The organism is Pontibacter oryzae, from assembly GCF_003576375.1.
Classification (GTDB): Bacteria; Bacteroidota; Bacteroidia; order Cytophagales; family Hymenobacteraceae; genus Pontibacter; species Pontibacter oryzae.
This window is the reverse complement of the sequence record NZ_QWGE01000005.1, coordinates 319269-345804: the sequence shown is the minus strand read 5'-3', so window position 1 is coordinate 345804 and position 26536 is coordinate 319269. Positions and strand designations below refer to the sequence as shown.

At 51.9% G+C, this 26536-nt stretch carries 20 protein-coding genes and 1 riboswitch; of the genes, 10 read left to right on the top strand and 10 right to left on the bottom strand.

Annotation, left to right across the window (positions count from 1 at the left end; genetic code table 11):
• Positions 1–45: 45 nt before the first annotated feature.
• From D1627_RS16270 to D1627_RS16255, 4 genes are read left to right on the top strand one after another with little or no spacing between them, the layout of a single operon-like run.
• Positions 46–1578, top strand: a complete 1533-nt coding sequence (locus tag D1627_RS16270) for a sulfatase family protein (RefSeq protein WP_119433327.1) — start codon at positions 46–48, stop codon at positions 1576–1578.
• A 23-nt stretch (positions 1579–1601) separates the two neighbouring features.
• Positions 1602–2726, top strand: a complete 1125-nt coding sequence (locus D1627_RS16265) for a formylglycine-generating enzyme family protein (RefSeq protein WP_233555665.1) — start codon at positions 1602–1604, stop codon at positions 2724–2726.
• Positions 2727–2730: 4 nt separating this feature from the next.
• Positions 2731–4500: a family 43 glycosylhydrolase gene (locus tag D1627_RS16260; protein WP_199688451.1), complete on the top strand. Its 1770-nt coding sequence runs from the start codon at positions 2731–2733 to the stop codon at positions 4498–4500.
• Positions 4501–4526: 26 nt separating this feature from the next.
• The gene (locus D1627_RS16255; RefSeq protein WP_119433326.1) at positions 4527–5324 is read left to right on the top strand and encodes a carboxylesterase family protein; all 798 of its coding nucleotides are present in this window, start codon (positions 4527–4529) and stop codon (positions 5322–5324) included.
• A 117-nt stretch (positions 5325–5441) separates the two neighbouring features.
• On the opposite strand, the gene D1627_RS16250 is transcribed toward D1627_RS16255, so the two are convergent.
• The 6 genes from D1627_RS16250 to D1627_RS16225 all read right to left on the bottom strand — a co-directional run bounded on the left by D1627_RS16250 (position 5442) and on the right by D1627_RS16225 (position 12159).
• Positions 5442–6839, bottom strand: a complete 1398-nt coding sequence (locus D1627_RS16250; RefSeq protein WP_119433325.1) for an alkaline phosphatase family protein — start codon at positions 6837–6839, stop codon at positions 5442–5444.
• Positions 6784–8070: a metabolite traffic protein EboE gene (gene eboE, locus D1627_RS16245; RefSeq protein ID WP_119433324.1), complete on the bottom strand. Its 1287-nt coding sequence runs from the start codon at positions 8068–8070 to the stop codon at positions 6784–6786. The genes D1627_RS16250 and eboE overlap by 56 nt, the downstream gene beginning before the upstream one ends.
• A 66-nt stretch (positions 8071–8136) precedes the next feature.
• The gene (locus D1627_RS16240; protein WP_119433323.1) at positions 8137–9315 is read right to left on the bottom strand and encodes a 3-dehydroquinate synthase; all 1179 of its coding nucleotides are present in this window, start codon (positions 9313–9315) and stop codon (positions 8137–8139) included.
• Between the two features lie 48 nt (positions 9316–9363).
• On the bottom strand, positions 9364–10272 hold the full coding sequence (eboC, locus tag D1627_RS16235; protein ID WP_119433322.1) for a UbiA-like protein EboC: 909 nt from the start codon (positions 10270–10272) through the stop codon (positions 9364–9366).
• Between the two features lie 2 nt (positions 10273–10274).
• A complete protein-coding gene (locus tag D1627_RS16230) occupies positions 10275–11216 on the bottom strand; it encodes a TatD family hydrolase (RefSeq protein ID WP_199688450.1) in 942 nt (313 codons plus the stop codon).
• A gap of 46 nt (positions 11217–11262) precedes the next feature.
• A complete protein-coding gene (locus D1627_RS16225) occupies positions 11263–12159 on the bottom strand; it encodes an EboA domain-containing protein (RefSeq protein ID WP_119433321.1) in 897 nt (298 codons plus the stop codon).
• 657 nt (positions 12160–12816) lie between these two features.
• Between D1627_RS16225 and D1627_RS16220 the strand changes: the two genes are divergently transcribed.
• Positions 12817–13086, top strand: a complete 270-nt coding sequence (locus tag D1627_RS16220) for a hypothetical protein (RefSeq protein ID WP_119433320.1) — start codon at positions 12817–12819, stop codon at positions 13084–13086.
• Between the two features lie 36 nt (positions 13087–13122).
• Here D1627_RS16220 and D1627_RS16215 read toward each other — a convergent pair whose 3' ends face one another.
• Positions 13123–13788, bottom strand: a complete 666-nt coding sequence (locus D1627_RS16215) for a YczE/YyaS/YitT family protein (protein ID WP_119433319.1) — start codon at positions 13786–13788, stop codon at positions 13123–13125.
• A 116-nt stretch (positions 13789–13904) separates the two neighbouring features.
• Positions 13905–16430: a TonB-dependent receptor domain-containing protein gene (locus D1627_RS16210; protein ID WP_119433318.1), complete on the bottom strand. Its 2526-nt coding sequence runs from the start codon at positions 16428–16430 to the stop codon at positions 13905–13907.
• A 388-nt stretch (positions 16431–16818) separates the two neighbouring features.
• Positions 16819–16921, top strand: a riboswitch (SAM riboswitch).
• Between the two features lie 534 nt (positions 16922–17455).
• Here D1627_RS16210 and D1627_RS16205 point away from each other — a divergent pair.
• From D1627_RS16205 to D1627_RS16185, 5 genes are all read left to right on the top strand, one after another.
• Positions 17456–19549 (top strand): HEPN domain-containing protein, encoded by a 2094-nt coding sequence (locus D1627_RS16205; protein ID WP_119433317.1) that lies wholly within the window; start codon positions 17456–17458, stop codon positions 19547–19549.
• A gap of 65 nt (positions 19550–19614) precedes the next feature.
• On the top strand, positions 19615–20451 hold the full coding sequence (gene cobA, locus D1627_RS16200; RefSeq protein ID WP_119433316.1) for a uroporphyrinogen-III C-methyltransferase: 837 nt from the start codon (positions 19615–19617) through the stop codon (positions 20449–20451).
• 12 nt (positions 20452–20463) lie between these two features.
• On the top strand, positions 20464–21993 hold the full coding sequence (locus D1627_RS18655; protein ID WP_119433315.1) for a TSUP family transporter: 1530 nt from the start codon (positions 20464–20466) through the stop codon (positions 21991–21993).
• Positions 21994–22107: 114 nt separating this feature from the next.
• Positions 22108–23268, top strand: coding sequence for a trans-sulfuration enzyme family protein (locus D1627_RS16190; RefSeq protein ID WP_119433314.1), 1161 nt, complete (start codon positions 22108–22110; stop codon positions 23266–23268).
• A gap of 466 nt (positions 23269–23734) precedes the next feature.
• Positions 23735–24151: an OsmC family protein gene (locus tag D1627_RS16185; protein ID WP_119433313.1), complete on the top strand. Its 417-nt coding sequence runs from the start codon at positions 23735–23737 to the stop codon at positions 24149–24151.
• Positions 24152–24249: 98 nt separating this feature from the next.
• Here D1627_RS16185 and D1627_RS16180 read toward each other — a convergent pair whose 3' ends face one another.
• Both D1627_RS16180 and cysD read right to left on the bottom strand, forming a co-directional pair.
• Positions 24250–25506 carry a sulfate adenylyltransferase subunit 1 gene (locus D1627_RS16180; protein WP_119433312.1) on the bottom strand — a complete coding sequence of 419 codons (1257 nt, stop codon included), beginning with the start codon at positions 25504–25506 and terminating at the stop codon, positions 24250–24252.
• Positions 25506–26414 (bottom strand): sulfate adenylyltransferase subunit CysD, encoded by a 909-nt coding sequence (cysD, locus tag D1627_RS16175; RefSeq protein WP_119433311.1) that lies wholly within the window; start codon positions 26412–26414, stop codon positions 25506–25508. Before cysD ends, D1627_RS16180 begins: the two co-directional genes overlap by 1 nt.
• Between the last annotated feature and the right edge of the window lie 122 nt (positions 26415–26536).

Sequence of the window (26536 nt, the reverse complement as noted above, 5' to 3'; positions counted from 1 at the left end):
TTGGTTGGCGGCGCAACCCATCTTTCAAACTTTCCCCTATCTACAATGATCACATACCGAAACACACTTAAAACCATACTTAGCCGCTTTGGGCTGCTGCTTCTGTTGTTGCCGTACGTTGTGCAAGCCCAGAAGAAACAGCAAAGCGCCAAAAAACCTATGAATGTTATCTTCATACTCAGTGATGACCACAGGTATGATTTTATGGGCTTCATGAACAAAGTGCCTGGCCTGGAAACCCCAAACATGGACCGTATGGCAAAGGAAGGCGCACATTTGCAGAACGCCTTTGTAACCACATCGCTATGTTCGCCTAGCCGCGCCTCTATACTTACCGGGCAGTATGCCCACAACCACGAGATTGTAGATAACAGCGCTCCGCTGCCAGAGGGGCTAACTTTCTTTCCGCAGTACCTGCAGGAGCGCGGCTACCAAACGGGCTTTTTCGGCAAGTGGCACATGGGCAACACCGACGACCAGCCACAGCCCGGCTTTAACAAATGGATAAGCTTTAAGGGCCAGGGCGTATACTACAACCCAACCTTCAACATTGACGGCAAAGAAGTAAAGCAACCCGAAGGCAGCTATACCACCGATCTGCTGACCGATTATACTTTGGAATGGCTAAAAAAACGCGACAAAGATAAACCGTTCTTTGCCTACCTCTCGCACAAAGGCGTGCACTCTGAATTTATGCCTGCCAAGCGCCACAAAGACGTGTACAAGGATATCCAGGTGGTAAGTCCACCGTCCATGTACCTTACGGCCACCGACTCCAGCAAGCGTTGGGGCAAGGTACAGGCACCGCAAGGCCCGGTAAACGTTAACGATATCCCAAAATGGGTTAAGGCACAGCGAAACAGTTGGCACGGCGTGGATGGCATGTATGATGGTGCCATAGAGTTCGACGATTTTTACCGCCAGTACCTCGAAACGCTGCTGAGCGTGGACGAGAGCATCGGCCGCGTGCTGGACTGGCTCAAAAAAGAAGGCCTCGATAAAAATACGCTCGTGATTTACATGGGCGATAACGGCTTCCAGTTTGGCGAGCTAGGCCTGATTGATAAGCGCGATGCCTACGAGGCGTCGATACGGGTGCCGCTGCTTGCCCGCGCTCCCGGCCTGATTAAGCCTGGCACCAAGGTAGAGCAGATGATCATGAACGTAGACATTGCCCCAAGTATACTGGAGCTGGCAGGCATGGAAAAGCCAGCGCAGATGCAGGGCAACTCTTTTCTGCCACTATTAAAAGGCGAGCAGATACCATGGCGCAACAAAATGTACTATGAATACTACTGGGAGTGGGCTTTCCCGCAAACGCCAACCATCTTCGGGGTACGCACCGACAAGTATAAGTACATCTACAACCACGGGGTTTGGGACATAAACGAGCTCTATGACATACAGAACGATCCGCAGGAAATGAACAACCTGATCCGGAACCCGAAGTATGAAGAAGTGGCCAGAGAATTGAAAGCAGACCTTTGGAACTGGCTTGAGGCGACAAATGGCCTTCAGATCCCGCTTAAGAACGTTCCGTACAAACGCATTGATCTGCCGTACAAAAATACTTATTAAACATAATAAATTAACCGTTGATTTTGCGAGCTTCTAAAACGCCATTCTTGGTGCTTGTGGCCATCCTGCTTATGATACAGGCCTGCCAGCCTGCCGCTGAGGAAAACGGACAGGCTAATACTACCGTCAGCGATGCTCCGTCGTGCAGCAGCGGTATGCCTGCACGGTATGCCAGCCAGCCTGATTCGGCTGCAACAACAGCTAAGGAAGTATCGCATGAGGGTATGGTTTGGATAGATGGAGGAACCTTTTCCATGGGCGCCAGCGATGCTGAGGGGCGCCCCGACGAGTACCCGCAACACCAAGTAAAGGTAAGCGGCTTTTGGATGGATGCCACCGAGGTGACCAATGCAGAGTTTGCCGCTTTTGTGGAAGCCACTGGTTACGTAACCACTGCCGAACGCGCTCCGGATTGGGAAGAGCTAAAAAAACAACTGCCTCCCGGCACGCCAAAACCACCCGACAGTGTGTTAGTTGCCGCCTCCCTGGTGTTTACCCCGCCACAACAGCAGGTGCCCCTGAATAACCCGGGCCAATGGTGGAACTGGAAAAAACATGCGAATTGGCGGCAGCCGCAAGGCCCAGGCAGCAGCATTAAAGGCCGCGAGGAGTATCCGGTGGTGCACGTGTCGTGGCATGATGCAGTGGCGTATGCCCGCTGGGCCGGCAAGCGCTTGCCCACCGAAGCCGAATGGGAGTATGCTGCCCGCGGAGGCACCCAAAACAAGCGCTACCCTTGGGGCGATGAGGACATAGAAGCCGGTAAACCTAAGGCTAACACCTGGCAGGGCCGCTTTCCGGACCGTAACACCACCTGGGATAAGCATGCAGGCTTAGCCCAGGTAAAAAGCTTTGCCCCAAACAAGTATGGCCTCTACGACATGGCCGGCAATGTATGGGAGTGGTGCTCAGATTGGTATGCAGCGGATTATTACGGTACAGCAAGCACGGCACCAGCTCTAAACCCCGTAGGGCCAACCAGCAGCCACGACCCGCAGGAGCCAGGTATGCCGAAACGCGTGTTGAGGGGCGGCTCCTTTATGTGCCATAGTAGTTACTGCAAAGGCTACAGGGTTACCTCACGCATGAAGTCATCACCGGACACAGGGCTGGAGAATACCGGTTTCAGATGTGTATCCTCAAAATAAATGTATGAATTACAGCTATAGCAACATCAAAAACATAAAACTTAAAGTATGGCGAAAGGCTATGTTTGCTGGGTTTATACTTTGGCTGCTGAGCTTTGCGGCAGTGGCGCAGGAGCAGCAAACGTATTGCAACCCCATCAACATTGATTACACGTATAGCATTGTGCATGCCAGCCGTGGCTGGTCTTTCCGCTCCGGCGCCGACCCGGCAGTAGTGCCTTTCCGTGGAGAATACTACATGTTTGTTACTCGCTCGCAGGGCTACTGGCACTCCAAAGATTTACGCCATTGGAAATTTATAAGGCCACAGAGCTGGTATTTTGAGTCATCGAACGCTCCCGGTGCCTGGCCCATGGGTGATTCGGTACTGCTAGCGCTTGGAAACCCGGCTTCTGCGCAATCTGTTATTTACACCGATAACCCAAAAGTGGGCTCATGGCGGGGGGCACCGTCTGTGCTGCCGGTCACGCTGCACGACCCGGCGCTTTTTGTAGATGATGACAAACGTGTTTACCTCTACCACGAGTCGTCTAACACGCATCCGCTGCAGGGGATGGAGCTAAACCCAAAGCACTATTTTTTACCGAAGGGTGAAAATAAAAAGCTCATCGCACTAGACCCCGAAAAGCACGGCTGGGAACGCTTTGGCGAAAACCACACCGATACCACAGCCGGTTACCTGGAGGGCGCCTGGATGACAAAGTATAACGGCAAATATTACCTGCAATATGCTGCGCCTGGCACGCAATGGAATGTGTATGCAGACGGTGTTTACACGGCAGACACACCCCTTGGACCTTTTACTTACCAGGAGTACAGTCCTTTTTCTTACAAACGAGGCGGCTTTATTAGGGGTGCCGGCCACGGTAGCACCGTTCAGGACCCTTGGAGTGACTGGTGGCATTACGGCACCATGGTAATAGGCATTAATTTCAACTTTGAGCGCCGCATTGGGCAGTTCCCGGCAGGCTTTGATAAGGACGGCCAACTCTACACCAACACTGCTTACGGCGACTATCCGCATTACCTGCCATCGCCGGAGAACAAAAAACGCGGAAGCTTATTTACCGGCTGGATGCTGCTGTCTTACAATAAGCCTGTAGAAGCTTCTTCGGCGCAGAAAAATCACGTGCCGGAAAATGTAGTGGATGAAAGTATAAAAAGCTTCTGGGTAGCCCAAACTAACAAGCCTGGCGAATGGCTGCAGATTGATCTAGAGCAAGCCAGTGATGTATACGCCGTACAGCTAAACTACCACGACTATAAATCCAATATTTTCGGAAAGCCTGATACGCTCTACCATCAGTACCTGTTGGAGTACTCGTTGGATGGAAAGGAGTGGAATACATTGGTGGATAAACGTCAGAGCAAGCAGGATGTTCCCAACGACTATGTAGAACTGCCTCGGCCACAGAAAGCACGTTATGTTCGGTTTACCAATTACCATGTGCCAACGCCAAACCTGGCTATTTCCGGGTTACGTGTGTTTGGAAAGGGGGCAGGAAGAATACCTGCAACTCCGGCAAAATTCAGCGTGGCCAGGTCTTCAGACAGGTTGCAGGCTAAGCTGGCGTGGCAGCCGGTAAAAGGGGCGCAAGGCTATCATCTATACTACGGCATTGCGCCAGATAAACTTTACAATTCCGTCATGATCTACCAGGAAACGAAGTATGATCTGAATGCATTGAATGTAAATCCAGCTTACTACTTCCGGGTAGAGGCGTTTAGTGAGAACGGCATAAGCAAAACATCTAAAATCATAAAAGCCGAATAACTTTAATAAACTGAAAGCAACACAATATGCTAAAACACACCTACCGATTATTGGCCCTGTTGCTGTTACTGTTGGCAAGTATTGATGCGCAGGCACAGCAAGGCGAGTTGGATGCTTATGAGCGAAAAATGTATACCAACGGCAACGATACGCTACCTTACCGCATCCTCTATCCTAAGGGGTTTAACCCATCTAAAAAATACCCGCTGGTGCTGGTTCTGCACGGTGCCGGAGAGCGTGGCAATAATAACGAAGCGCAGTTGGTTTACGGGGCAAAGCGCTTTTTAGAGGAGCAAGAGCAGTTTCCGGCCATTGTGGTATTTCCGCAGTGCCCCAAAGACAGCTATTGGTCTAACGTGGACATCGTGAAAGACGAAACCGGCGAGCGGATATTCAATTTTCAGGATAGCGGCAAGCCTACCGAGGCAATGCAGAGTCTGCTTGGTTTGCTGAAACAGCTGCGTAAGAGCGGTTACGTGGATAAAGACCGTGTGTATTTGGGAGGGCTTTCTATGGGCGGCATGGGTACCTTCGAATTGCTGCGCCGGAAGCCAAGCACTTTTGCGGCGGCCTTCCCAATATGTGGCGGTGGGGCGCCTGAGAGCGCCAAAAAATATGCAAAGAAAGTAGACCTCTGGATTTTTCATGGGGAGGTTGATAGCGTAGTGCCTGTGGAGCACTCTAAGGCAATGGCGAAGTCGCTGGAGGAAGCAGGCAGCGACGTAAAGCTCACCGTTTACCCGGGCGTAAACCACAATAGCTGGGACTACGCCTTTAAGGAGCCGGAGCTTTTATCATGGATTTTCTCTCACAAAAAGAAATAAAAACATCAGTTAGTATGCTGTAAAAGCATAGGAATTTATCTCCAGGAAAGGGGTAGAAGTTTCTTCTACCTTTTTTTATGACCTTTCCTTGGGATATAATGCTGTAGCTTTCTATACTCAGGCAATAAACACTGGCTCCGGTTTGGGGATTTGCAGGTGTTCCAGTATAATGTCAAACACATCCACAGCGGCTACTTCCTTCGGTATTTCCGGTTCATACTTTGTCAGGAGCAGCGGCCATTCATTTTTATCATCCGGAATGCGGCCATGCGAGCCTTTTATCAGCGTGGCATCCAACGGAATAATATCCAGCACGGTTCTGAAACCCAGTTTTTTGCGCAGCAGCTTGCTGGCCACCAGCGGCAACGGGAATTTTATTTTCGGGTCGATGAACATCTCTACCGGGTCGTAGCCGGGCTTTTTATGGATGTCTACCATGCGGGCGTAATCAGGGGCCTTTTTGTCGTCGAGCCAGAAGTAATAGGTAAACCAGGCATTGGCTTTAGCCACCACTACCAGTTCGCCGCAACGCTCGTGGGCCAGCCTATGCTTGTAGCGCTCTTTGCCTTCCAATACTTCGTCCACGCCATCCACCTGTTGCAGCAGCGCTTTTACCGCAGGTATGTTGGCGGGGTCTTTCACGTAAACATGCGCTACCTGGTGGTCGGCTACGGCAAAGGCGTCGCTCATGGCCATGTCGAGCAGCTCGGTGCCGCGCTCCACGCGCACGTTCAGGTAGCCCTGCTTGCGTAGCACGCGGTTCAGGTGCACTGGCTGGTTCACATCCGAAATCCCGTACTCTGACAGCACAATCACTTGGGCGCCTTTGGCCTCGTAGAAGCTGATCAGGTCGCCGGCTACAGCATCGATCTCCTGCAGGTCTTTGGCAATGCGCGGGTCCGAGGGGCCGAGGCGCTGCAGGTTGTAATCGAGGTGGGGCAAGTAGATAAGCGTGAGCGTGGAGTTGTACAGCTCCTCGGTTATCTTGCTGGCATCGGCAATCCATTTACTCGATTTAATGGACGTTTTCGGGCCCCAGTAGTTAAACAGCGGAAACGTGCCCAGTTTCTCCTGCAGTATATCGCGCAGTTCGGCGGGTTGGGTATAACAGTCGGGCAGCTTGCGGCCATCGGCCAGGTATTGCGGGCGCGGCGTTAAGGTATAGTCGGCCGAGGTGTTCATGTTGTACCACCAGCCCATGTTGGCAACCGTAAAATTCGGGTCGGCGGCTTTGGCCACTTCCCATACTTTGGGCGCCTGCACCAACTTGTTCGACTGCCGCCATAGTTTCACCTCGTCCTCATCCCTGAAATACCAACCATTGGCTACAATGCCATGCTCCTCGGGCCACTTGCCGGTGAGGTATGTGGATTGTGCCGTGCAAGTAACGGCGGGCAATACTGGTTTTATACTTGTCTGCTGTGCTTTGGCAGCCCACTTGGCCAGTTGCGGCGTGTGCTTACCTATCAGCGAGGGGGTGAGTCCGACTATGTCCAGAACTACTGTTTTCTGCATCGTGTGTTTTGTTGATATGCTCCAGTACCCACTCCAGCTCACGCCGGATGGATACGGAAAGGTCTTTTTTAAGGTCTTCGGGCAGCACATCCCAGGTATAGGTTTCTATCTCCAGGTGCTTTGTAACATTGTTTTGCTGCAGCAGGCGCAGCACCTCGGCTACATCGTCTTGGGTGGAGTGCAGCATGTGGTACTCATCGGTAAACAGGGGCACATGGAAGTGCGTACGCCATTCCACGGCATTGGGCTTGCGGATGTGCTGCAGGGCAAAGGTTAGGTCTGGATATTGGGTTAATGTGCCGTTTGCGTCGCGCTCCACTACCTGGTGCAGGTATGTGGATTCGGCGAACGTGGCCATGGTTTCGGCAATCTCACCACGCGTTTCCACGTCTTCGGGGAGTTGCGTTTTAAGGGCTGCGCTAAGCTGTATCTTCCCGATTTTTATACCTGCATGCTTCAGTTTGGCGAATGCTTCGGAGGGTTTTTCGTAGGCCAGGGCAAAGTGGCATACATCGTAGCAAAGTTGCAGGTGTGTATAAACTGCCTCGTGTACCTGCTCTTTGCTTAGATTGAGACGGTCGTTATCAGCCAGCTGCTGGTAGGCAACGGGCAACAGCCACTCCTGGTAGAAGTTAATCACCTCGTTAGAGTTCTCTAGCAGGCCATCGGGTTCCGGTTCCAGGTCTATGTGGATGGTCTTACCTGTTTCCTGTTGCAGCGTCATCAGTTCTTCCACCAACTGCACCAGGTGTTTGGCCGCTTGCGCGTAGGTAGATTTGCGCTTTTGCTCTTCTGCGCCAAGCAGCCAGGGTTTATAGGAGAGGGGCGAGGTAGAGATGCCGCCTTCTATACCCTCGGGTAGTATCTGGGCCAGAATCTGGGCCAGCCGCAAGGTATAGTTCAAACGGTCCTGGTGTGTCCAGTCGGGCTCGTGTACCTTGTCTTTTACTTCCTGATGATGAAAGCCTCCGTAGGGAAAGCCATTCATGGTGAAAACGTATAGCCCTTGCGCTTGCAGCCACTGCTTAAAAGCTTGCAACTGCCCAGTTTCCAGTAGTTCCTCGCTGGCTTTGTTAGAGAGCCGCAGGCCAATGCCAAAAGGCTTATCCGGCGACAGTTCCTTTTTCAGGGGTGGTAAGTATGATTTTAGGTTTTGGAAAGTATCGGCCCAGCTTTCGCCGGGGTGTATGTTGGTACAGTACGACAGGTGGTAGCCTTGGTCCAGGTACATTACAATGAATTTTGGTGAAAAAATCTGCCCCAGTATTCTGAAACGAAACCAGGGCCCCGTCTGTGCTTATACTTGCGCTAGCGGCTGAGGTTGGTGCATTTTCTGCAAAAGGCTAATAGCCTCCTGTACAAGTGCCTCATCTATATGGTGAACCTCCTCGCCCTGGCCAAGATGGCGCAGCAGCATGATGGTTAGCTCGCCGCCCAGGTGCTCGCGGAACTCGCGCAGGCCCTGCACCACGGCAAGCTGTCCGTTGGCTTCGCGCTGGGCCAGTTCCGGGGCATACAGGCTAAAGCCCAGCTCCTGCAGCAGGGCCAGCACATCATCCTGCTCCGCTTCCGTTATCATGCCGCTTAACCGGGAGTAAACCACATCCAGGGCAATACCGATGGCTACGGCCTCGCCGTGGCGCAAACTGTACTGCGAGAGCTGTTCCAGCTTGTGTGCCGACCAGTGCCCGAAATCCAGCGGGCGCGAGGAGCCAAGCTCGAATGGGTCCAGCCCGCCGATATGCTCTACGTGCAGCTCTGCGCAGCGGTATATCAGGCGCTGCATGGCCTCCATGTCGCGTGCGGCCAGCCTGGCGGCATCCTCTTTTATACTTTGGTAAAAGGAAATGTCTTTGATCAGGGCAACTTTTACAGCCTCCGAGATGCCGGCGCGCCAGTCGCGGTCTTCGAGTGTGAGCAGGAAGTTGCTGTCATTGATGACGGCGAAAGGCGGCGCAAAAGTGCCTAGGAAGTTCTTCTTGCCAAAGGCGTTCATGCTGTTCTTAACGCCCACACCGGAATCATTCTGAGAAAGCACGGTGGTAGGTATGCGGATGTGACGGATGCCACGATGCGCGATGGCAGCGGCAAAACCTGCCAGGTCCAGCACGGCGCCCCCGCCAATGGCAACCAAATACGAGTGCCGGCAAACGCCATACTTGTTTATGGCAGAAAGCACCATCTGCAGGTGTTCGGGGTCGTTTTTCACTTCCTCGCCGCCCGGTAGTATCAGCACATCGGCAGCCAGTTCAAAGGTGTCGGCATGCGTAGCGGCAAAAGCATGAATTTGCTCGGGCAACTCAGGGTGCGCGTTGGCCACACCGCTATCGATTACAAAGAGCAACTTGCGCGGCTTGGTGGCCCCATCTTTCTGGAGAACTTCTGTAAAAAGCGTGTTCTGAACCGAGAAGAGGTCCTCTGTAAAGTATACCCCATACCTAAACGGTACTGCAAAATTCTGTTCTATCGTCTTCATATCCGGGGGTAGTTAATGGTGATTAATTGTTTGAATGAGTGATTGACGTCAGGTGACTGCGAAGTTTTTAGCGATGTACATGGACACGGGCAGCAGCAGTAAAACCAGCAGGCCGTACTGCCAGCCGGCAAAGCCAGCGGCTATACTTGCGTTCATCACGATCAGGGCCAGAATGCCTGCCTTTACCGCTTTAATAATGAGTTTTGGTTCCTTTGCCGGCATGGCCTTGAAAAGCGGCGGAAAGATAAGCCAGGCAAAAAGCAGCAGAAACGGCAGGCTGTACAGCAGGTTAAACTGCGGCAGCAAAGCCAGCCCCATGATTCCGGCAAATACTAACCCATACATCAGCACAGCGCCTTTTAGGGCAGCCGTATTGCCGCCATGCACCTCACCGCGGCTTACCATGGTGATGGCGGCAATGTATACAATGGGGATGAGCGCAATGAACCAGATATTATCTAGGGCAGCCGGGATGGCGCTGACGCCAAGCAGCAGGTTGCCGCCACGGCAGGCGCCCATGTTTACAGGGCCTAGCAAAGTATGATGCTTGCCTTTCCAGTCGTAGAGCAGGGCGAGCAGGGCCACACCCAGGGCAATGGCAGCGCTTACTATAGAAACCTGCCACGCGGCAAGTATACCACCGGCCAGCAAGCTAAGGCCAAGTATGGATGCACCCGTTAGGCTGGCTTTGCCGCTGGGTATAGGCCGCTCGGGGCGTTCCACACGGTCCAGGTCGGCATCGAACACATCGTTAAACACCACGCCGCCGCCGTACAGCCCAATGGTGGCCAGCACCAGCCAGCCCAGCAAGTATAAATTACCAGCCTCAAAGCCGTTGCCCGAAAGCTGTAGGGATAAAATGGCACCCGAGGCCGCGTAGCCCAGCATAATATCCGCGATGGCGGTTATGATGTTGGCCGGGCGCATCAGCCTAAGGTATGCTCCTAGTTTCGTCATGCTTAGCGTACGATGTTCGATTCTAAACCTCCGGACGTACCCACGGCGCCAACAACTGGCGTTTGCCCGCCACGCAGCACCGAATTATCCGAGAACTTCTCGCGCTGGTCCACATCCGTACCTTCCAGCCAGTCGGACTCGTGCATCTGGCCGCTTTTACCGAAAGAGTCCAGAGCATTCTGGTAGCAGGTCTTGCGCACGTCTTCTATGCTTATACCGCGCTCCAGCATCAGCGAAGCGGTTTTTGGCACCGAAAGCGGGTCGCTTACGCCCCAGTCGGCAGAGCTGTTCACGATAATGCGCTCCGAGCCATACTTCTTCACGATCTCGACCATGCGCTCGTTACCCATTTTTGAGTTAGGATAAATAGTAAATGCGGCCCAGAACCCACGATCAAGCACGTCTTTCACGGTTTCCTCGTTGTTGTGGTCTATCACTACCATGTCAGGGGCGATGCCATGCTCCAGGCATACTTCCATACTTGTGATGGTGCCGGCCTTCTTATCGCGGTGCGGGGTGTGCACCTGCACGGGCAGGTTTACCTCTTTGGCAAGCTCCAGCTGCGCCCTGAAATAGCGATCCTCTGCAGGTGTCTGGTCGTCATAACCGATCTCTCCCACGCCTACCACGCCTTCTTTGCACACAAACAGGGGCAGCAGCTCCATCACTTGTTCAGCAAGCGCCTCATTATTGGCTTCCTTGGAGTTTAAGCCGATGGTGCAGTAATGTTTGATGCCGAACTGGCTTGCCCGGAAACGCTCCCAACCCACCAGGCTGCTGAAGTAATCTTTAAAGGAGCCAACCTCGGTGCGCGGCTGGCCGAGCCAGAAAGCAGGTTCGATAATAGCCACAATACCTGCCTGGCGCATGCGCTCGTAATCGTCGGTGGTACGGGAAGTCATGTGGATATGCGGATCAATCAGCATCAGGTTGTGCGTATTCATGCTAGATAGTATAAAGGGTTTTGCTGTAAATAGGTTAATACTTTGATTAGTTGGCCGCCAGGGCCTTGTCGCCGATGAGGCTCCAGGTAATTTCGCCGTTCTCTACGCGGGCTTTCAGTTGCGGGTGCGCATCCAGCAGGGCTTTGGCCGACTGGCTGCTGCTTTGGGCACAGGCAAGCGCGGCAGCTTCCTGCTCCAGTTCGTTGGGCTGCGCAAACAGCTTTTTGATGTCCTCAAGTATGGCCTCGTCGATAAACGGGCCAACTGGTCGCCAAAGCTCCGGCGACACCGGCCTACCTGCGGCCCAGCGCTCGTGGGCGTAATCGGAGAGGATGCGGGCCAACTTAGCATTTCTGCGCTTCTCGATGCCATAGATGCGGTACACGGGCTTGCCCACGAAGAGCGTTTTCAGTACCATGTTGTTCCAGGCGTCTTCCTCCATATAGTCGGCAGGGTAGGGGTTGTCGAGGGCCACGGCCTCAAACACGTCGCCCATGTTGGTGCGGAAGCCTTCGGCAGCGCGTTTTCGAAACAGCTCTGGGTGAGGCAGCAAAGGCATGGCGGCGTATAAAGCCACTAGCTCGCCCATATCTGCGGTGTTAAATAGTTGCTCTATGGCTTTGTAAAACGCCTCTCCATCCTGATGCGGCAGCGAGAGTATAAGCAGGGTGCGGGCAGTTTGGGCAGCACTCCAATGCACAGGAGTAAAGCCTGGGCGCAGCATAGAGGCCATTTCCTTTTCCTGCTGGTTTAGCCTGAGCCTGTCTCTGCCAATAAACCTTGGTGCTGCGCTAAAGGCTAGGTAAAGTGCTCTGTTACTGTGCTCTGCTGTGGTTACCTCAGCCATTTTATTGGTGAGCCAAGTAAGCCCTTCCGTAGTGGTGCTACGCTCCAGAATTTCCAGTAAATATGTTTGGGTAGTGTTAATGTCTGCCTGATACACGTTTGTAAAGGGTTAAGGGTAGTGGTAAAATCCGGTCAGAGGTTGTGCGCAATGGCTTACAAAGTAGGGCAGCCCCTGCAGCACAATGATGTTTACGTTTAAAGCCAGAGAGCCGTTTATTAAAATCAAAAAACGCTATATAGCCAGATAACTATTGCTTCTGGGTTTTTACGATTTGCAAGCAAGAAAGTTTGGCCCAAATCGCAGTTCCAGAAATTGCACTAACTTACCAGATTGCTTTTTTCATAGGCTACAACTTGAGCCAGTGTTAGATGATGAATTTACATCACGTTACTACTTCATGATATTATCCTATAGAGTAGTTGTTAACTTACTCTTAAGTTCAAGAGATTGACGAATAATTAATGGTTAAATTTTGTTTAAACTTTAAATAATTATATAAATATATCAACCTTTTTTATTGTTCTTAAGTATATAACCTGCTGCCATTTATGTGTGACAGGTGATTTTTACAAGCTTCTGAAGTAAAAAGTCTCATAGCTTAAACGCTATCTGAAAATAGCCAAGTACGATCTGATACCATTTACCCTTAAAAGTGGGTTGCCCACGTATAAAATCGTAATTTTTGTGTTATTCTTATTGACTTTTGAACTATGAGGCTCTTTAGAATGTGTGTACTGTATAAGCGTAAAAAGTATGAAAGAACTGGAAAGAATCGAGAACGGACTAAAGAAAAGCAAAACGCTCTTGTACAAATCAAAAGAGAATGGCCTAGCTTGCTCATTTGTTGATGGCGGCTTAGTGGTTGATTCTTTTGTGATTGAGGACAACGTATTAGCCGATGCCCTGGCTAAGAAAGGTGTGAACGGCGTAGTGGAAGGGACGAACTTTGCCCTGCTTCGCACTAATTATGATTGGTTTTCGCTGCACGTAAAGTCCAAGAAACTCTATGAAACGCTAAAGTAACCACAAAAAAGGCAGCTCCCCAGCTGCCTTTTTTGCTTAATGTGCTTCTGCTTTCTCAGGTTTAGGCTGGCTTAAAGCATCCCGAAGCTTTGCAAACACGGTAAGTGATAGCTGGAATACCGGGCTAAGTATAAAAGTATAGAGAAAGGTGACGATAAATATCGGCCCACCGAGAAGATAACCGATCCCTAGTATCACACACTCTACTAAGATCCTAGCCTTACTGACTGAAAAACCTGTCCGATCCGATACGGTTAGCATGAAGCCATCGCGCGGACCAGCGCCAATGCCTGCTGCCACATACAAGCCTCCGCCCACACCAATAATAAGTATGGCTACGGCAAGTATAAGGTAATCGGCCCAGGTATGGCTGGCCTCAGGAAGTATATCCAACCAAAGAAAAAAGTCTAATATGGGGCCAATGAGCAGGGCGTTTAAAAAGGTGCCGATGTTAATGTACTTTCTGCTGATGAATAAGGAGATCACGATTAGGGCCAGGCCAACCAGTACGCTCCAGATGCCAATGCTCCAGCCAAATTTATCGGCCAGGGCCACATTCAGCACATCCCAGGGGTGCAGGCCCAGGTATTTAACCTTCACCGAGAAAGCAATGCCCAAACCAAAGCATATCAGCCCCAGGAAAAAGAAAGTATAACGGATCGCCCAGTTGCGCCGGGTATCACTCTTAAATGATAATGCCATGCTGCAAGCTAAGGCAATCCAGGCAATCTGCCATAAAACGCATTAAAAAAAGGCTCCGCCATTACAGCGGAGCCTTTTTAAGTAGTAGATAGGTATAGGTAGTAGTTGTTGTAGCGTTATTGGATACCGCCTGCGCCGCCGTTGCCGTCGCCCTGCTTGGTGTCGTCGTTGCGGATGCTGCGTTTGCGGCGCGGCTTCGATTTCTCCATCTTACCGAAGCGGTAATCGAAGGTCACGCGTACGCCACGGTTATAGTTGTTGATGCGGGTTTGCTGCGTAAATAGCAACTCGCCACTTTTATTATAGGCCTCCACATCGTTTTTCATCTTCATGCTCTTCCGGAAAGGGTTATCCAAGCCCAAGCTGATACCGCCTTTGCCCTCAAACAGCTCTTTCTTGATAGCCAGGTTGTGGTAAGAGAACGATGCGAACTCGCCGAGTAGGTTAATGCGGCGTGAGTTGAAACCACCGTTAAACTGTGCGCTTAAACCCTTGCCAAAATCATAAGAGGAGTTCATGTTGATGTTATACATCCAGCCGCTGTTGGAAAGTGTGTCGCTTTTCAGATCCACGAAGTATACGTTCGCCGATCCGCCTACTGTCCATTTGTTAACCGGCTTCACCGACCCGTAAAGGCTCATGCCATAGGTCTTGTTTTTGGCTACGTTGTCAAACGTGATAATCGTGATGTTATTTTCCAGCTCAGAGTTATCGTTAACTGTTTCAATAGCGTTGTTGGTCTGGCGCATGTATAAGCTAGCGCTGATTGACGACGTCTTGAAGTAAGTGCTGTAGCCCAGTTCTGCCAGGTGCGTTAGCTCTGGATCCAGCTTAGGGTTACCCAGCACAACGGTTCCGGGCGCTTGTTCCTGCCTGAACGGATTTAGGTAAAACAAAGAAGGGCGCTGAATACGCTGGGTATAGTTTGCTTTAAGCGTGTGCTTCTCCTTCAAGGTATAAGAAAGCGCTACACTCGGAATCAGGTTGTTATAGCTATCAGAGAAAGATAATCTCGAGGGCGTGCCCATTGCGTCTACTTGCTTGTAGTCGCCATCTATCTCGGTCTGCTCAAAACGGGCACCCAGCTTCAGGTTTAACTTTTTAAGTGCAAAGCCATACGTGGCGTAAGCAGCGTATACATCCTGCGCATAATCAAATGCAAGTGCTTCCTGCTCTGCCTTATTCTCAAAAACGTCCTTGAACCAACCGTCGCTCATTACATCACGCAGGATGGTTTTAGCGCCAACTTCCAGGTTTGTCTTGTTTTCGAATGGCTGCACGTAATCAACTTGTACTGTAAACTCGTTATTGGCACCATCGTTCTGGTTACGCTGCAGGTAAAAAGGAGCCTCTCCTTCGTTAAAACGGTCCTGGTTGTTACGCGTGTCCGTGTCCGTCATGGTGTACTGCGATAGGATGGCGAGTTCCTGGCCAGGCTTCGCGAAGGTATGCACAAAGTCCAGGTTCAGGTCGGTGCCCACACGCTGGTTACGGTTCTCGATATTAGTATTAAATGTTTCGTTGGCTACCTGCTGGCCGTTTTCAGTAAAGGTCTGGCTCTGGCCATTCTCCATCTTAAACTCGCCGCCGTTGCGGCGTATGCTGCCCGAGATGTTGTTTTTAGGGGATAGCTCATAGTCAAACCCAAGTAAGCCGTTGTAGAAACCACCCCGGATGTCGGTATCTCCTACCTGAGAGCGGGTTTTGGAGTCAGCCCCATAAAAGCGTGTAACATTGCTCATGTCGCCGTGGTTGTAAAACTGCACGGTGCTGGCACTGGCATTAATGCCCAGCTTGCCGCGGCGCACGTTCAGGCTACCGTTGCCGTTGCTGGCGCGTGTACCGGCGGTCACGGCTACAGAGCCACTCACGCCTTCCAGGCCACTGTCTTTTTTAGTGATGATGTTGATGATACCGGCCGTTCCCTCTGCATCATACTTGGCCGATGGGCTGGTGATCACCTCCACTGATTTGATGATATCCGCCGGAATTTGCTTTAATGCATCAGCCACACTACTCGCCATGATGGACGAAGGTTTGTTGTTGATGAGCACGCGCACGTTAGAGCTACCGCGCAGCTGCACGTTGCCATCAGTATCCACACTTAAAGATGGTACTTTCTGCAGCACATCGGCGGCGTTGCCACCTGCGTTGGTAATATCTTTCTCGGCATTGTAAACGGTGCGGTCAATCTTCTCTTCCACCAGCGGCTTCTCACCAGTAATAACCACTTCGCTTAGCTTTTTGGCATCAGTGGCTAGCATTACCGTCCCGATGCTTACCTCATCGTTATCGGAGGCAACGTTTACGTTCTCAACGGCCTGCAGCTGGTAACCCAGGAAGGAAACATTGAGTTTATACTTGCCGGCAGCTACTTTTTGAATGGTAAAACGGCCCTTGTCGTCGGCCATGGTGCCGTCGATGGGCTTGCCCGTGCTCAGGCTAACCAGTGCAACTGTGGCAAACTCGATGGGCTGTTTGGTGGCTGCATCCAGCACGGTGCCGCTGATGCGGGCGTTGCCTTTGGGGGCCGCAGTGCCAGGTATAACAACCTGTTGTTCTTGTTGTGCCGCTTGCGGCGATTGGGCCAATACTGCCGTGGTACTCAGGCCAAGCAGGATCAGTAGTAGATTCTTCTTCATAGTTTTTGTTTTAGTGCGTTGTAAGGCGTTATGCCAGAAATAACTCTCTCGGCCAGCGTGCTCCCATTCTCCACATGACAAAGTAACTAAGCAATTTTCTACCGCTAAAACAGATTATACTAATGCAACTCATTTCTATATGAATAGCCACTTGAGCCCGATCAGTATTTAGTAGTAATATTTGGAGGTTTGGTCTGGAAAAGTGCAAAACCGCGCAGGAAAGCCATTTTTATGCACGAATGTGCATTTTAGTGATAACCATACAGAAGCTGTTCTATCCTTTGCGCGTACTTTTCTTGACGAAGCGTTAACTCAAAAAAGAGTATTGTATTGCTTCTTTAGAAAATTGTTTGCTACATTTGCCCTGAATACGATTGCTAACGCAAGAGATTTATAGACGAAGAGGCGAGAGAACAGGCTCCCTGACCCTCTGGCAACCATCCGTTTCGGAAAGGTGCCACATCCTGCCCAACTAAGGGAAAATATAAATAGAAAATCCATGAGCACGACACACTTTACATTCGCACCCGGAAGCGCCACATCTTTAAACGCAGTTGCTTCCATTCCTGCCATCGCTACTCAAGCGATGTGTTGTTGCTGTTGCTGTTGTCTCTGCTAAGAGAAAGCCCCATCATTTATTGGCCATAATTTCCTGAGCTGTGCCTGCCGCAGTTTCTGGCCAACTTTACCTGGTTTTTATTTCGTGCCGATTGCCATAGCATGCAGCCTTATACTTGCTTCTATGGCCTTGGCGCACAGTAATTTGGTATGCGTACAGCTACATTTTCATACTTTCGTTTTTCTGATACCGCCGTCTTTGTGAATGCTGCGGCTCCTGTCTGCTGCATGCCTGTGCACTGTTATTGTTGCTGTTGTTGCCAGCCAGCAGAGGCTATGTGCGCCCTTTAGGGTTTCTCCCATACTTCTCGGCCACTAACGCACACCCACAATTTAGAACGTGGGTAAGGCCATTCATTTTTTCAGAACAGGAGCTGCTTCGGCGGCTTACCAAGCCATACTTTACCATGCAAAGTTTCAGAACAGAACTAGAAAACCCACTTGTTGAAAAGGATATCATCGAGCTGGAAAAGAAGATCCGGCTCTACCGCGAAGGTAAGCTTCAGGAAGATAAATTCAAGAGCCTGCGCCTGGCGCGCGGCGTTTACGGCCAGCGGCAGTTGGGCGTGCAGATGGTGCGCATCAAACTGCCCTTTGGCAAGCTAAGCACCCAGCAGTTGCTGCGCATCGCCGCCATCTCCGACGAGTACTCCACGGGTAACCTCCACCTGACCACGCGCCAAGACATCCAGATCCATTACGTGAGCCTAGACCGCACGCCCGAGCTTTGGGCCAAACTGGAGCAGGACGATATTACACTGCGCGAAGCCTGCGGAAACACCGTGCGCAACGTAACGGCCTCGCCCGAGGCGGGCATCGACCCGAACGAGCCTTTCGATGTGTCGCCGTACGCGGATGCCACCTTTCGCTATTTTCTGCGCAACCCGATTTGCCAGGAAATGGGCCGCAAGTTTAAAATGTCGTTTTCGTCCAGCGACGCAGATACGGCCCTTTCCTACATGCACGATTTGGGCTTTATACCTAAAATTCAAGATGGCGCGCGTGGCTTTAAAGTGATGATTGGCGGCGGCTTGGGAGCACAACCGGCGCTGGCGCATACTGCTTTTGAGTTTCTGCCCGATGATCAGGTAATTCCTTTCATTGAGGGCGTGCTGCGCATTTTCGACCGTTACGGCGAGCGAAACAACCGGAACAAGGCCCGTTTTAAATACCTGATTGCCAAACTTGGGCTGGAGGAAGTGCTGCGCCTGGTTAACGAAGAGTATAAAGCGCTTAAAGCACAAAGCTTTCCGGTGGATCAAAGTATAGATTTCACGCCTGCGCCGCCACCTGCCACCGAAATACCGGACTTCGTGATCGAGGACACCGACAAGTATGAAAAGTGGCTGAAAACAAACGTGTTCCGGCAAAAGCAGGACGGTTACTTCGGCGTGTACATAAAAGTGCAGATCGGCGACATCAGCAGCGATACGGCGCGTGCGCTGGTACCACTGGTGCAAGGCTTTGCCGCCGATGAACTGCGCGTAACGCAAGGCCAGAACTTACTCCTGAAATTTGTGCGAGAGGAGGCACTGCCATACTTCTTTGCAACACTGGATGCACTTGGCCTTGCCGAACCCGGCTACAATAGCCTGGCCGACATCACGACATGCCCCGGCACCGATACCTGTAACCTGGGCATCTCAAACAGTACCAACATCACCAAAGTGCTGGAGCAGGTTATCGTTTCCGAATACCCGCAGATGCTCTTCAACACCGATATCAAAATAAAGATCAGCGGCTGTATGAACTCCTGCGGGCAGCATGGCATGGCTAACTTAGGCTTCCATGGGTCTTCCTTGAAAAGCGGGAAAAGCGTGGTGCCGGCGCTGCAGGTGCTGTTGGGCGGCGGAACAGTGGCGAACGGCGAAGGGCGCATTGCGCAGAAACTCCTGAAAGTGCCGAGCAAGCGCGGCCCCGAGGTGCTGCGCTACGTGCTGAACGATTACCTGGCAAACAAGCACGAAGCCGAGCGATTTAACGCTTACTACGACCGCAATGGCAAGGATTACTTTTACCAACTGCTAAAGCCGCTCACAGACCTAAGCACCTTAACCCCAGACGATTTTATTGACTGGGGCCACGAAGACGGTTTTCAGCCGGCGATTGGCGTGGGCGAGTGCGCCGGCGTGATGATAGACCTGGTAGCTACGCTGCTGTATGAGGCCGACGAAAAACTGGAGTGGGCCGGCGAAGCCTTCAAGGAGAAGCGTTTTGCCGATGCGCTATACTATGGCTATGCCGCTTTTGTGAGCACCGCCAAGGCGCTGCTGCTGGATAAAAACGTGAGCACCAACACGCAGCACAGCATCCTGCAGGAGTTTGATACGCACTTTGTAGAGACAGGCCTTTTCACTTTCGAAACCGACTTCAAGAGCAACGTGCTGGCAATAAACAAGCAGGAGCCTTCCAAAGCTTTTGCACAAGACTACCTGGCCCAGGCGCTACTGTTCCTTCAGGACGCAACCCGGTACAGACAAAATTCAATTTTGAATCACTGATTGAGTGAATAAATGAATGAGGAAATCACTCAATCACACATTCACTCATTCAAAATTTAAAAAAAATGGCATCAAGAAGAAAAGAAATAGGAAGCGCGGCTAGCAAGGCATTGAGCGCAGCAAAGTATAGAGTACCAAAACTGACACTGGTAGGAGCCGGACCTGGCGCCGAAGACCTGATTACGCTGAAAGGAGTGAAGGCGCTGCAGCAGGCGGATGCCGTGCTCTATGATGCGCTGGTGAACCCGGAGCTGCTAAAGCATGCCCCCACCGATGTGCCTAAGATTTTTGTGGGCAAGCGTGCTGGGGCGCACCACCTCAGGCAGGACGAAATTAACAACCTGATCGTAGATTTTGCCTTTACTTATGGCCACGTGGTGCGCCTGAAGGGCGGCGACTCGTTTGTGTTCGGGCGCGGCTACGAGGAACTAGCACATGCCGACGCGTTTAACATCCAGACACAGGTGGTGCCGGGTATTTCCAGCGCTATTGCAGTGCCGGAACTGCAGCAGGTGCCTCTTACGGTGCGCGGCATTAACGAAAGCTTTTGGGTGATAACTGGCACAACCAGCTCCGGAGAGATTTCGGCAGACGTGGCCTTGGCAGCCCAGTCAAACGCCACCGTGATTATTCTGATGGGAGTGAGTAAATTAGCGGAAATTTCAGAGATATTCACCGCGGCCGGCAAAGCCGACACACCGGTGGCTGTTATCCAGAACGGCTCGCTGCCCGACGAAAAGATAGCTTTGGGCAACGTGCACAACATAGTGGCGCGTGTGGCCAGCAAGGGCCTTGGCGCACCTGCCATTATCGTGATCGGCGAAGTGGTAAACTACCATCCCGCCCTGCGCTATACCCTGGCGCTGCAACAGCAGCAGGAACTGGTTTCTGAGCAAGTATAAAAAGAAGTATAAATGAGTAACACACTAGGAGGCGACACACTGCCCCCGATACCTGCCGCTAAAACACCCGACGAGGCCAATCCATTGTTCCCCGTTTTCCTGAAGCTTGAAGAACTGCAAACCCTGGTGGTGGGCGGCGGAGCCGTGGGGCTGGAAAAGCTGGCGGCCATACTTGCCAATAGCCCCAAAGCCAAGGTACGCCTGGTCGCCCCTGAAATTCACGTGGACATTTGGGCGCTGGCGGCAAAGCACCCGCAGGTAGAGCTGGTGGTGCGCGAGTTTCAGGAGGATGACCTGGAGGCAAAAGACCTGGTGCTGGTGGCAACGGATGATAAACTGCTGAACAAAGCCATCCGCGACCTGGCCAAATCCAGAAAAATCCTCACCAACGTAGCTGATACGCCGCAGCAATGCGATTTTTACCTGGGTTCTGTGGTGCAGAAAGGCAGCCTGAAGCTGGGTATTTCCACCAACGGCAAATCGCCTACGGTGGCCAAGCGCGTGAAGGAGGTGCTGCATGAGGCTTTCCCGGAGGAGATAGACCAGGTGCTGGGCAAAATGGGGAAGATACGCGAGCAACTGCACGGCGACTTTGCGGCCAAGGTAAAGCAACTGAACGAGCTGACCGAAGGTTTGGTAAGCGAAGCGCCTAAAAAGAAATCGCGCGTTAACCTCACGTCTGTGCTTGTTGCGGTGTTTTCGGCCATCGCGCTAATGGTAACGGGCCACCTGCTCTTTACCTATATTCCTTTTCAGACTATCGGGAATGTTGCCATGGATGTGGCCGGCCAGGTCGACTCCGATATCCTGATGTTTATACTTGCCGGTTTTGTGGCGCAGCTGATTGATGGGGCACTTGGCATGGCCTATGGCGTAAGTGCTACTACGTTTCTGCTGAGCGTGGGCGTGAGCCCCGTGGCTGCCAGCGCCAGCGTGCACGCCTCCGAGATCTTTACCTCCGGCGTGTCAGGCTGGATGCACCTGAAATTCGGGAACGTGAACAACAAGCTCTTCAAGAATATTGTGCTACCGGGCGTGCTGGGTGCCATACTTGGGGCTTACCTGCTGTTTAGTTTCGAGGAATACCTATATGTTATTAAACCACTCGTGGCGGGCTATACCTTGGTGCTGGGCATACTTATACTTCGGAAAGTGCTGCGCAAGAAGGTAAAGAAGAAACCCGTGAAGCGGCTCGGCTTTCTGGCAACGGCAGGCGGTTTTCTCGATGCTATCGGCGGTGGCGGCTGGGGACCAATCGTATCCTCCACGCTGATTGCCAAGGGCCGTAACCCCATGTATACCATTGGCTCGGTTAACCTGGCGGAGTTCTTCGTGTCTATTGCCAGCTCAGCCACCTTCATTACGTTTGCCGGTATTTCGCACTGGCAGGTTATACTTGGGCTTATACTTGGCGGCTCCATCTCGGCACCCATCGGGGCCCGGCTGGCGCGCAAACTGCCTGTCAAAACCATGATGATCATTGTAGGCATCGTCGTTATCATCGTCAGCCTGCGCCTGATCGTGATGGCATTGCCGTTTTAATTAAGAATTACGAATTAAGAATTTGGAATAGGGGAGGTCGGTGATTTTAAAGTATATTGAATATCCTGTTTATACTTTGATCCTGAGAATCCTGATCCGGAAAAATTACGATACATGAGCGATAACTCCACAGAAGCCATACGCCTGCAGGCACAACGCTCGCACTACCGCGAGCACTCGGTGCCTTTGTACTTTACATCCAGTTTTGTGTTTGATGATGCGGAGCAGGCGCGTGCCGTGTTTGCCGAAGAGGAGCAGGGCCAGGTATACTCGCGCTATGCCAACCCAAACGTAGACGAGTTGTTACAGAAGATGTGCCACCTGGAGAAAGCCGAAGATGGCTTTGCTTTTGCCTCGGGTATGGGCGCTATTTTCGGGAGCCTGGCCGCGCTGCTACAGTCCGGCGATCATGTGCTGGCCGCGCGGTCGTTGTTCGGGTCTACGCACCAGCTGCTCACGAAAATCTTCCCGAAGTGGGGCATCAGCCATACGTATGCCGATGCCGCCAGGCCGGAAGAATGGGAAAGTCTGATAACGCCGGCCACCAAACTCATACTTATTGAAACGCCCTCGAATCCGGGGCTGGAACTGATCGACCTGGCATGGCTGGGCGAGCTGAAGCGCAAGCACAACCTGCTGTTGGTAGTGGATAATTGCTTTGCCACGCCTGTGCTGCAGAACCCTACTGATTTTGGTGCAGACCTGGTGCTGCACTCGGCCACCAAATATATCGATGGACAGGGGCGCGTGTTGGGCGGCATTGCCGTCGGCCGCAAAGACCTGATAGCCGAAGTGCGATACTTTGCCCGCCACACTGGCCCAGCCATGTCGCCGTTTAATGCCTGGGTGCTGTCCAAGAGTTTGGAAACGCTGCAGCTACGTGTAGAGAAGCATTGCGAAAATGCCCTGAAAGTGGCAGAGGCGCTATCCGGAAACCCGGCGCTGGAGAAAGTGAATTACCCGTTTTTACCGGATTTCCCGCAATATGAACTGGCCAAAAAGCAGATGCGCATGGGAGGCGGCATTGTTACGCTGCAGGTAAAAGGCGGCTACGATGCTGCCAAAGCCTTTATCGATAAGCTGCAGATGATCAGCATCAGCGCCAACCTCGGCGACACGCGCACCATTGCCACGCACCCGGCCTCAACCACCCATTCTAAACTCTCGGAACAAGAGCGCGCAGCAACCGGCATCACGCCCGGCCTGGTACGCATTTCCGTGGGCTTAGAACGCGCCGAAGATATTATCGCTGACCTGGAGCAGGCATTGGGCTAGCAAAGAGCTTGTATGTTATCGTATTCCACGCATAAGTCGTGCACATACCGCGAGTTTTCAACTCGTGGTTACCATGAGGCAAGTTTTCAACTTGCGTTCTGCGCAAGCAGGAAAAAGAAATTATATAGGTTGATCTAGTCTGACCAAAGTATAGCCTAAGATATGGCAGTTGAAAATTACTGCAATGCCCAGAGCTGCATTTACCACTGCGTGATGATATGTGCTGAAAATTTAAAGCACTGGAAAGGCATGCTTGCTTGATAACGGTTATACTTTGGGCCGCTGGACCTGTTGAGTTACAAACTCAACCTATTGTAAACCACAAGTTGGAAACTTGCGGTAGGTCTTTAATAAAGAAACAGGCGGCGGGATAATCATGGATCAAGAATTTGCAAAACAATTACTCATACTTGCATGGCAGCACAAGCGGCAGTAGTTTGCAGGTATAGGTAATCAAACTATCAATATGGAAGTTAATTTAACACGCGTAGACCAGGATTTTCATTTCGAGGCCACAGGGTCTTCAGGAGTAGTTCTTAACATAGATGGCTCACCGGAGATTGGTGGGCATAACGCCGGCGCACGCCCCATGGAAATGCTCCTGATGGGCTTGGGCGGATGCAGTGCTATCGACATCATTCAGATTCTCAAGAAGAAGCGCCAGCAGATCGACTCGTTTAAGATCAATGTGAAAGCGGAGCGGGTGCCGGGAGAGGTGCCTTCGCTGTTCAAGGCAATCCATATACATTTTATACTTGGCGGGCCGCTGGAAGAACAAAAAGTGCAGCAAGCCATACAGCTCTCTATGGACAAGTACTGCTCCGTAGCCATGATCCTCTACAAAACCGCCACGATCGACTATACTTTTGAGTTGGTAGCGTAATACTGGTTCCTGCTCCAGGTTGAAAGCCGGAAGCAGGAAAACAGAAAAGCCGCTGCAGGTTATACTTGCAGCGGCTTTTTTATGTATGGTCTGTTTATTTAAAACTCAATCTCAGCAACCATGCCTGCGCCAACGGTCGCGAAAGAGGTTTCATCCATAAGTATAAACCCACCGTTCGAGCGGTTATCGGCATACTTGTCCAGCAGGAGTGGGGCGGCTGTTTTAATCTGCACCCGGCAAATGTCGTTCAGCTGAATCTGATCCACGTCTTCCAGGTGGTCGAGGGTATTGATATCAATCTTGTAATCGATGCTTCGTACCACGCAGCGTGTTTCAGTGGAGTTGTGGCGCAGCAATAGTTTAGCACCTGGCTTCAGGGCTTTGTTGTGCATCCAGCATACTTCGGCCTCAAACTCCTGCGCAACCTCCAGGCCATCGGCGGCCTTCACGATCACGTCGCCACGGCTGATATCCACTTCGTCCTGCAACTGCAGCACCACCGACATTGGCGCGAACGCTTCTTCCAAAACCTTACCGCCCAGTTCCACCGATTTGATGGTGGTTGTCTGTCCGGATGGCTGCACCGTTACCTGGTCGCCGGCTTTGTAGGTGCCGCTGATCACTTTACCGGCATAGCCACGGTAGTCGTGGTGCTCAGCGGTAAGCGGGCGGATAACGTATTGCACCGGAAAACGCGCATCATCCAAGTTGAAATCCTGAGACACGGGCACTTGCTCCAGGTGCTCCAACAGGCTTGGGCCGGAATACCATGGCATTGTTAGCAGAGAGCCTTCTACAATGTTGTCGCCTTTCAGGGCGCTTACAGGTATAAAGGTCACGTCCTTGGCATTTAGCTTGGTAGCAAACTGCTTGTAGTCTTCTACAATCTGGTTGTATACCTGTTCATCGTAACCAACCAAATCCATTTTGTTGATGCAGATAACTAGGTGCGGAATGCCTAGCAGCGAGGATATGATGGAGTGGCGACGTGTCTGCTCCTGCACGCCCTTGCGGGCATCCACAAGTATAATAGACAGGTTGGAGTTAGACGCACCTGTTACCATGTTGCGGGTATACTGTATGTGGCCGGGCGCATCGGCGATGATAAACTTGCGCTTCTCGGTGGAGAAGTACTTATAGGCCACATCGATGGTGATGCCTTGCTCGCGCTCGGCTTTCAGGCCGTCGGTTAGCAACGAGAGGTCTACCTGGCCATCTTCGTTGACGCGGCCGGAGCTTTCAATGGCTTCCAGTTGGTCCGCAAAGATCTGCTTGGTATCGTATAGGAGCCTGCCAATAAGCGTGCTCTTGCCGTCGTCTACGCTGCCGGCGGTTATAAATCGTAATATATCCATTAAAAGTATCCTCCTTTCTTGCGGTCTTCCATTGCTGTTTCCGACAGTTTATCGTCGATGCGGGTTGCGCCACGCTCACTGATCTTTGACTCCAGAATCTCGGCGATCACGCCATCAATATCGAAAGCGATCGACTCTACGGCAGCCGTGCAAGTCATGTCGCCGACGGTGCGGAAACGTACCTGCTTGGTTACCACCTCATCGTCGGGCTCCTGGTAAATAAAATCAGACCAGGCCATCAGTTTGCCGTCGCGCACAAGGCACTCGCGCTCGTGGGTGTAGTAGATGTTTGGCAGCGCAATTTCCTCTCGCTTAATGTAGTTCCACACGTCCAGCTCGGTCCAGTTCGAGATCGGGAAAGCGCGCACGTTCTCGCCTTTCGTGATGCGGCCATTATAGATGTTCCAAAGTTCGGGGCGCTGGCGTTTCGGGTCCCACTGCCCAAACTCATCTCTTACCGAGAAGATGCGCTCTTTGGCGCGAGCCTTTTCTTCGTCGCGGCGGGCGCCGCCAATGCAGGCATCAAAGCCAAACTCCTCAATCGTTTCCAGCAACGTATGCGTTTGCAGCGCGTTGCGGCTGGCGTAGCGGCCCTTCGGCTCCGACAGGTTTTTGCGTTTGATGGTGTCCTCTACATGGCGCACGATCAGCTTTTCGCCGAGGCGCTCGGCCAGTTCGTCGCGGTAGCGGATGGCCTCCGGAAAGTTATGGCCCGTATCGATGTGCACCAGCGGAAACGGAAACTTGCCGGGCCTAAAGGCTTTCTCAGCCAGGCGAACCAGCGTAATGGAATCTTTGCCGCCCGAAAAGAGCAGGGCCGGCTTCTCAAACTGCCCCGCCACCTCGCGCATAATATGGATGGCTTCCGCCTCCAACTGGTCGAGGTAATCCAGATATCTCTTTGTCATAATTTTGAATGAGTGATTGTGCGATTGAGTGAATAGGTGACAGAGTAAGTATGGATCAGAAACCAAGCCCTCTTTACCTCTCTAACTCAACCTTCACAACTTTCTAACTCTCTAACTTTTTA

Bases quoted from the DNA above. Each gene is read 5' to 3' on its own strand.
- D1627_RS16270 (WP_119433327.1), top strand. From the start codon at position 46: ATGATCACATACCGAAACACACTTAAAACCATACTTAGCCGCTTTGGG.
- D1627_RS16260 (WP_199688451.1), top strand. From the start codon at position 2,731: ATGAATTACAGCTATAGCAACATCAAAAACATAAAACTTAAAGTATGG.
- D1627_RS16255 (WP_119433326.1), top strand. From the start codon at position 4,527: ATGCTAAAACACACCTACCGATTATTGGCCCTGTTGCTGTTACTGTTG.
- D1627_RS16250 (WP_119433325.1), bottom strand. From the start codon at position 6,839: ATGCAGAAAACAGTAGTTCTGGACATAGTCGGACTCACCCCCTCGCTG.
- eboE (WP_119433324.1), bottom strand. From the start codon at position 8,070: ATGTACCTGGACCAAGGCTACCACCTGTCGTACTGTACCAACATACAC.
- D1627_RS16240 (WP_119433323.1), bottom strand. From the start codon at position 9,315: ATGAAGACGATAGAACAGAATTTTGCAGTACCGTTTAGGTATGGGGTA.
- eboC (WP_119433322.1), bottom strand. From the start codon at position 10,272: ATGACGAAACTAGGAGCATACCTTAGGCTGATGCGCCCGGCCAACATC.
- D1627_RS16230 (WP_199688450.1), bottom strand. From the start codon at position 11,216: ATGAATACGCACAACCTGATGCTGATTGATCCGCATATCCACATGACT.
- D1627_RS16220 (WP_119433320.1), top strand. From the start codon at position 12,817: ATGAAAGAACTGGAAAGAATCGAGAACGGACTAAAGAAAAGCAAAACG.
- D1627_RS16215 (WP_119433319.1), bottom strand. From the start codon at position 13,788: ATGGCATTATCATTTAAGAGTGATACCCGGCGCAACTGGGCGATCCGT.
- D1627_RS16210 (WP_119433318.1), bottom strand. From the start codon at position 16,430: ATGAAGAAGAATCTACTACTGATCCTGCTTGGCCTGAGTACCACGGCA.
- D1627_RS16205 (WP_119433317.1), top strand. From the start codon at position 17,456: ATGCAAAGTTTCAGAACAGAACTAGAAAACCCACTTGTTGAAAAGGAT.
- cobA (WP_119433316.1), top strand. From the start codon at position 19,615: ATGGCATCAAGAAGAAAAGAAATAGGAAGCGCGGCTAGCAAGGCATTG.
- D1627_RS18655 (WP_119433315.1), top strand. From the start codon at position 20,464: ATGAGTAACACACTAGGAGGCGACACACTGCCCCCGATACCTGCCGCT.
- D1627_RS16190 (WP_119433314.1), top strand. From the start codon at position 22,108: ATGAGCGATAACTCCACAGAAGCCATACGCCTGCAGGCACAACGCTCG.
- D1627_RS16185 (WP_119433313.1), top strand. From the start codon at position 23,735: ATGGAAGTTAATTTAACACGCGTAGACCAGGATTTTCATTTCGAGGCC.
- D1627_RS16180 (WP_119433312.1), bottom strand. From the start codon at position 25,506: ATGGATATATTACGATTTATAACCGCCGGCAGCGTAGACGACGGCAAG.
- cysD (WP_119433311.1), bottom strand. From the start codon at position 26,414: ATGACAAAGAGATATCTGGATTACCTCGACCAGTTGGAGGCGGAAGCC.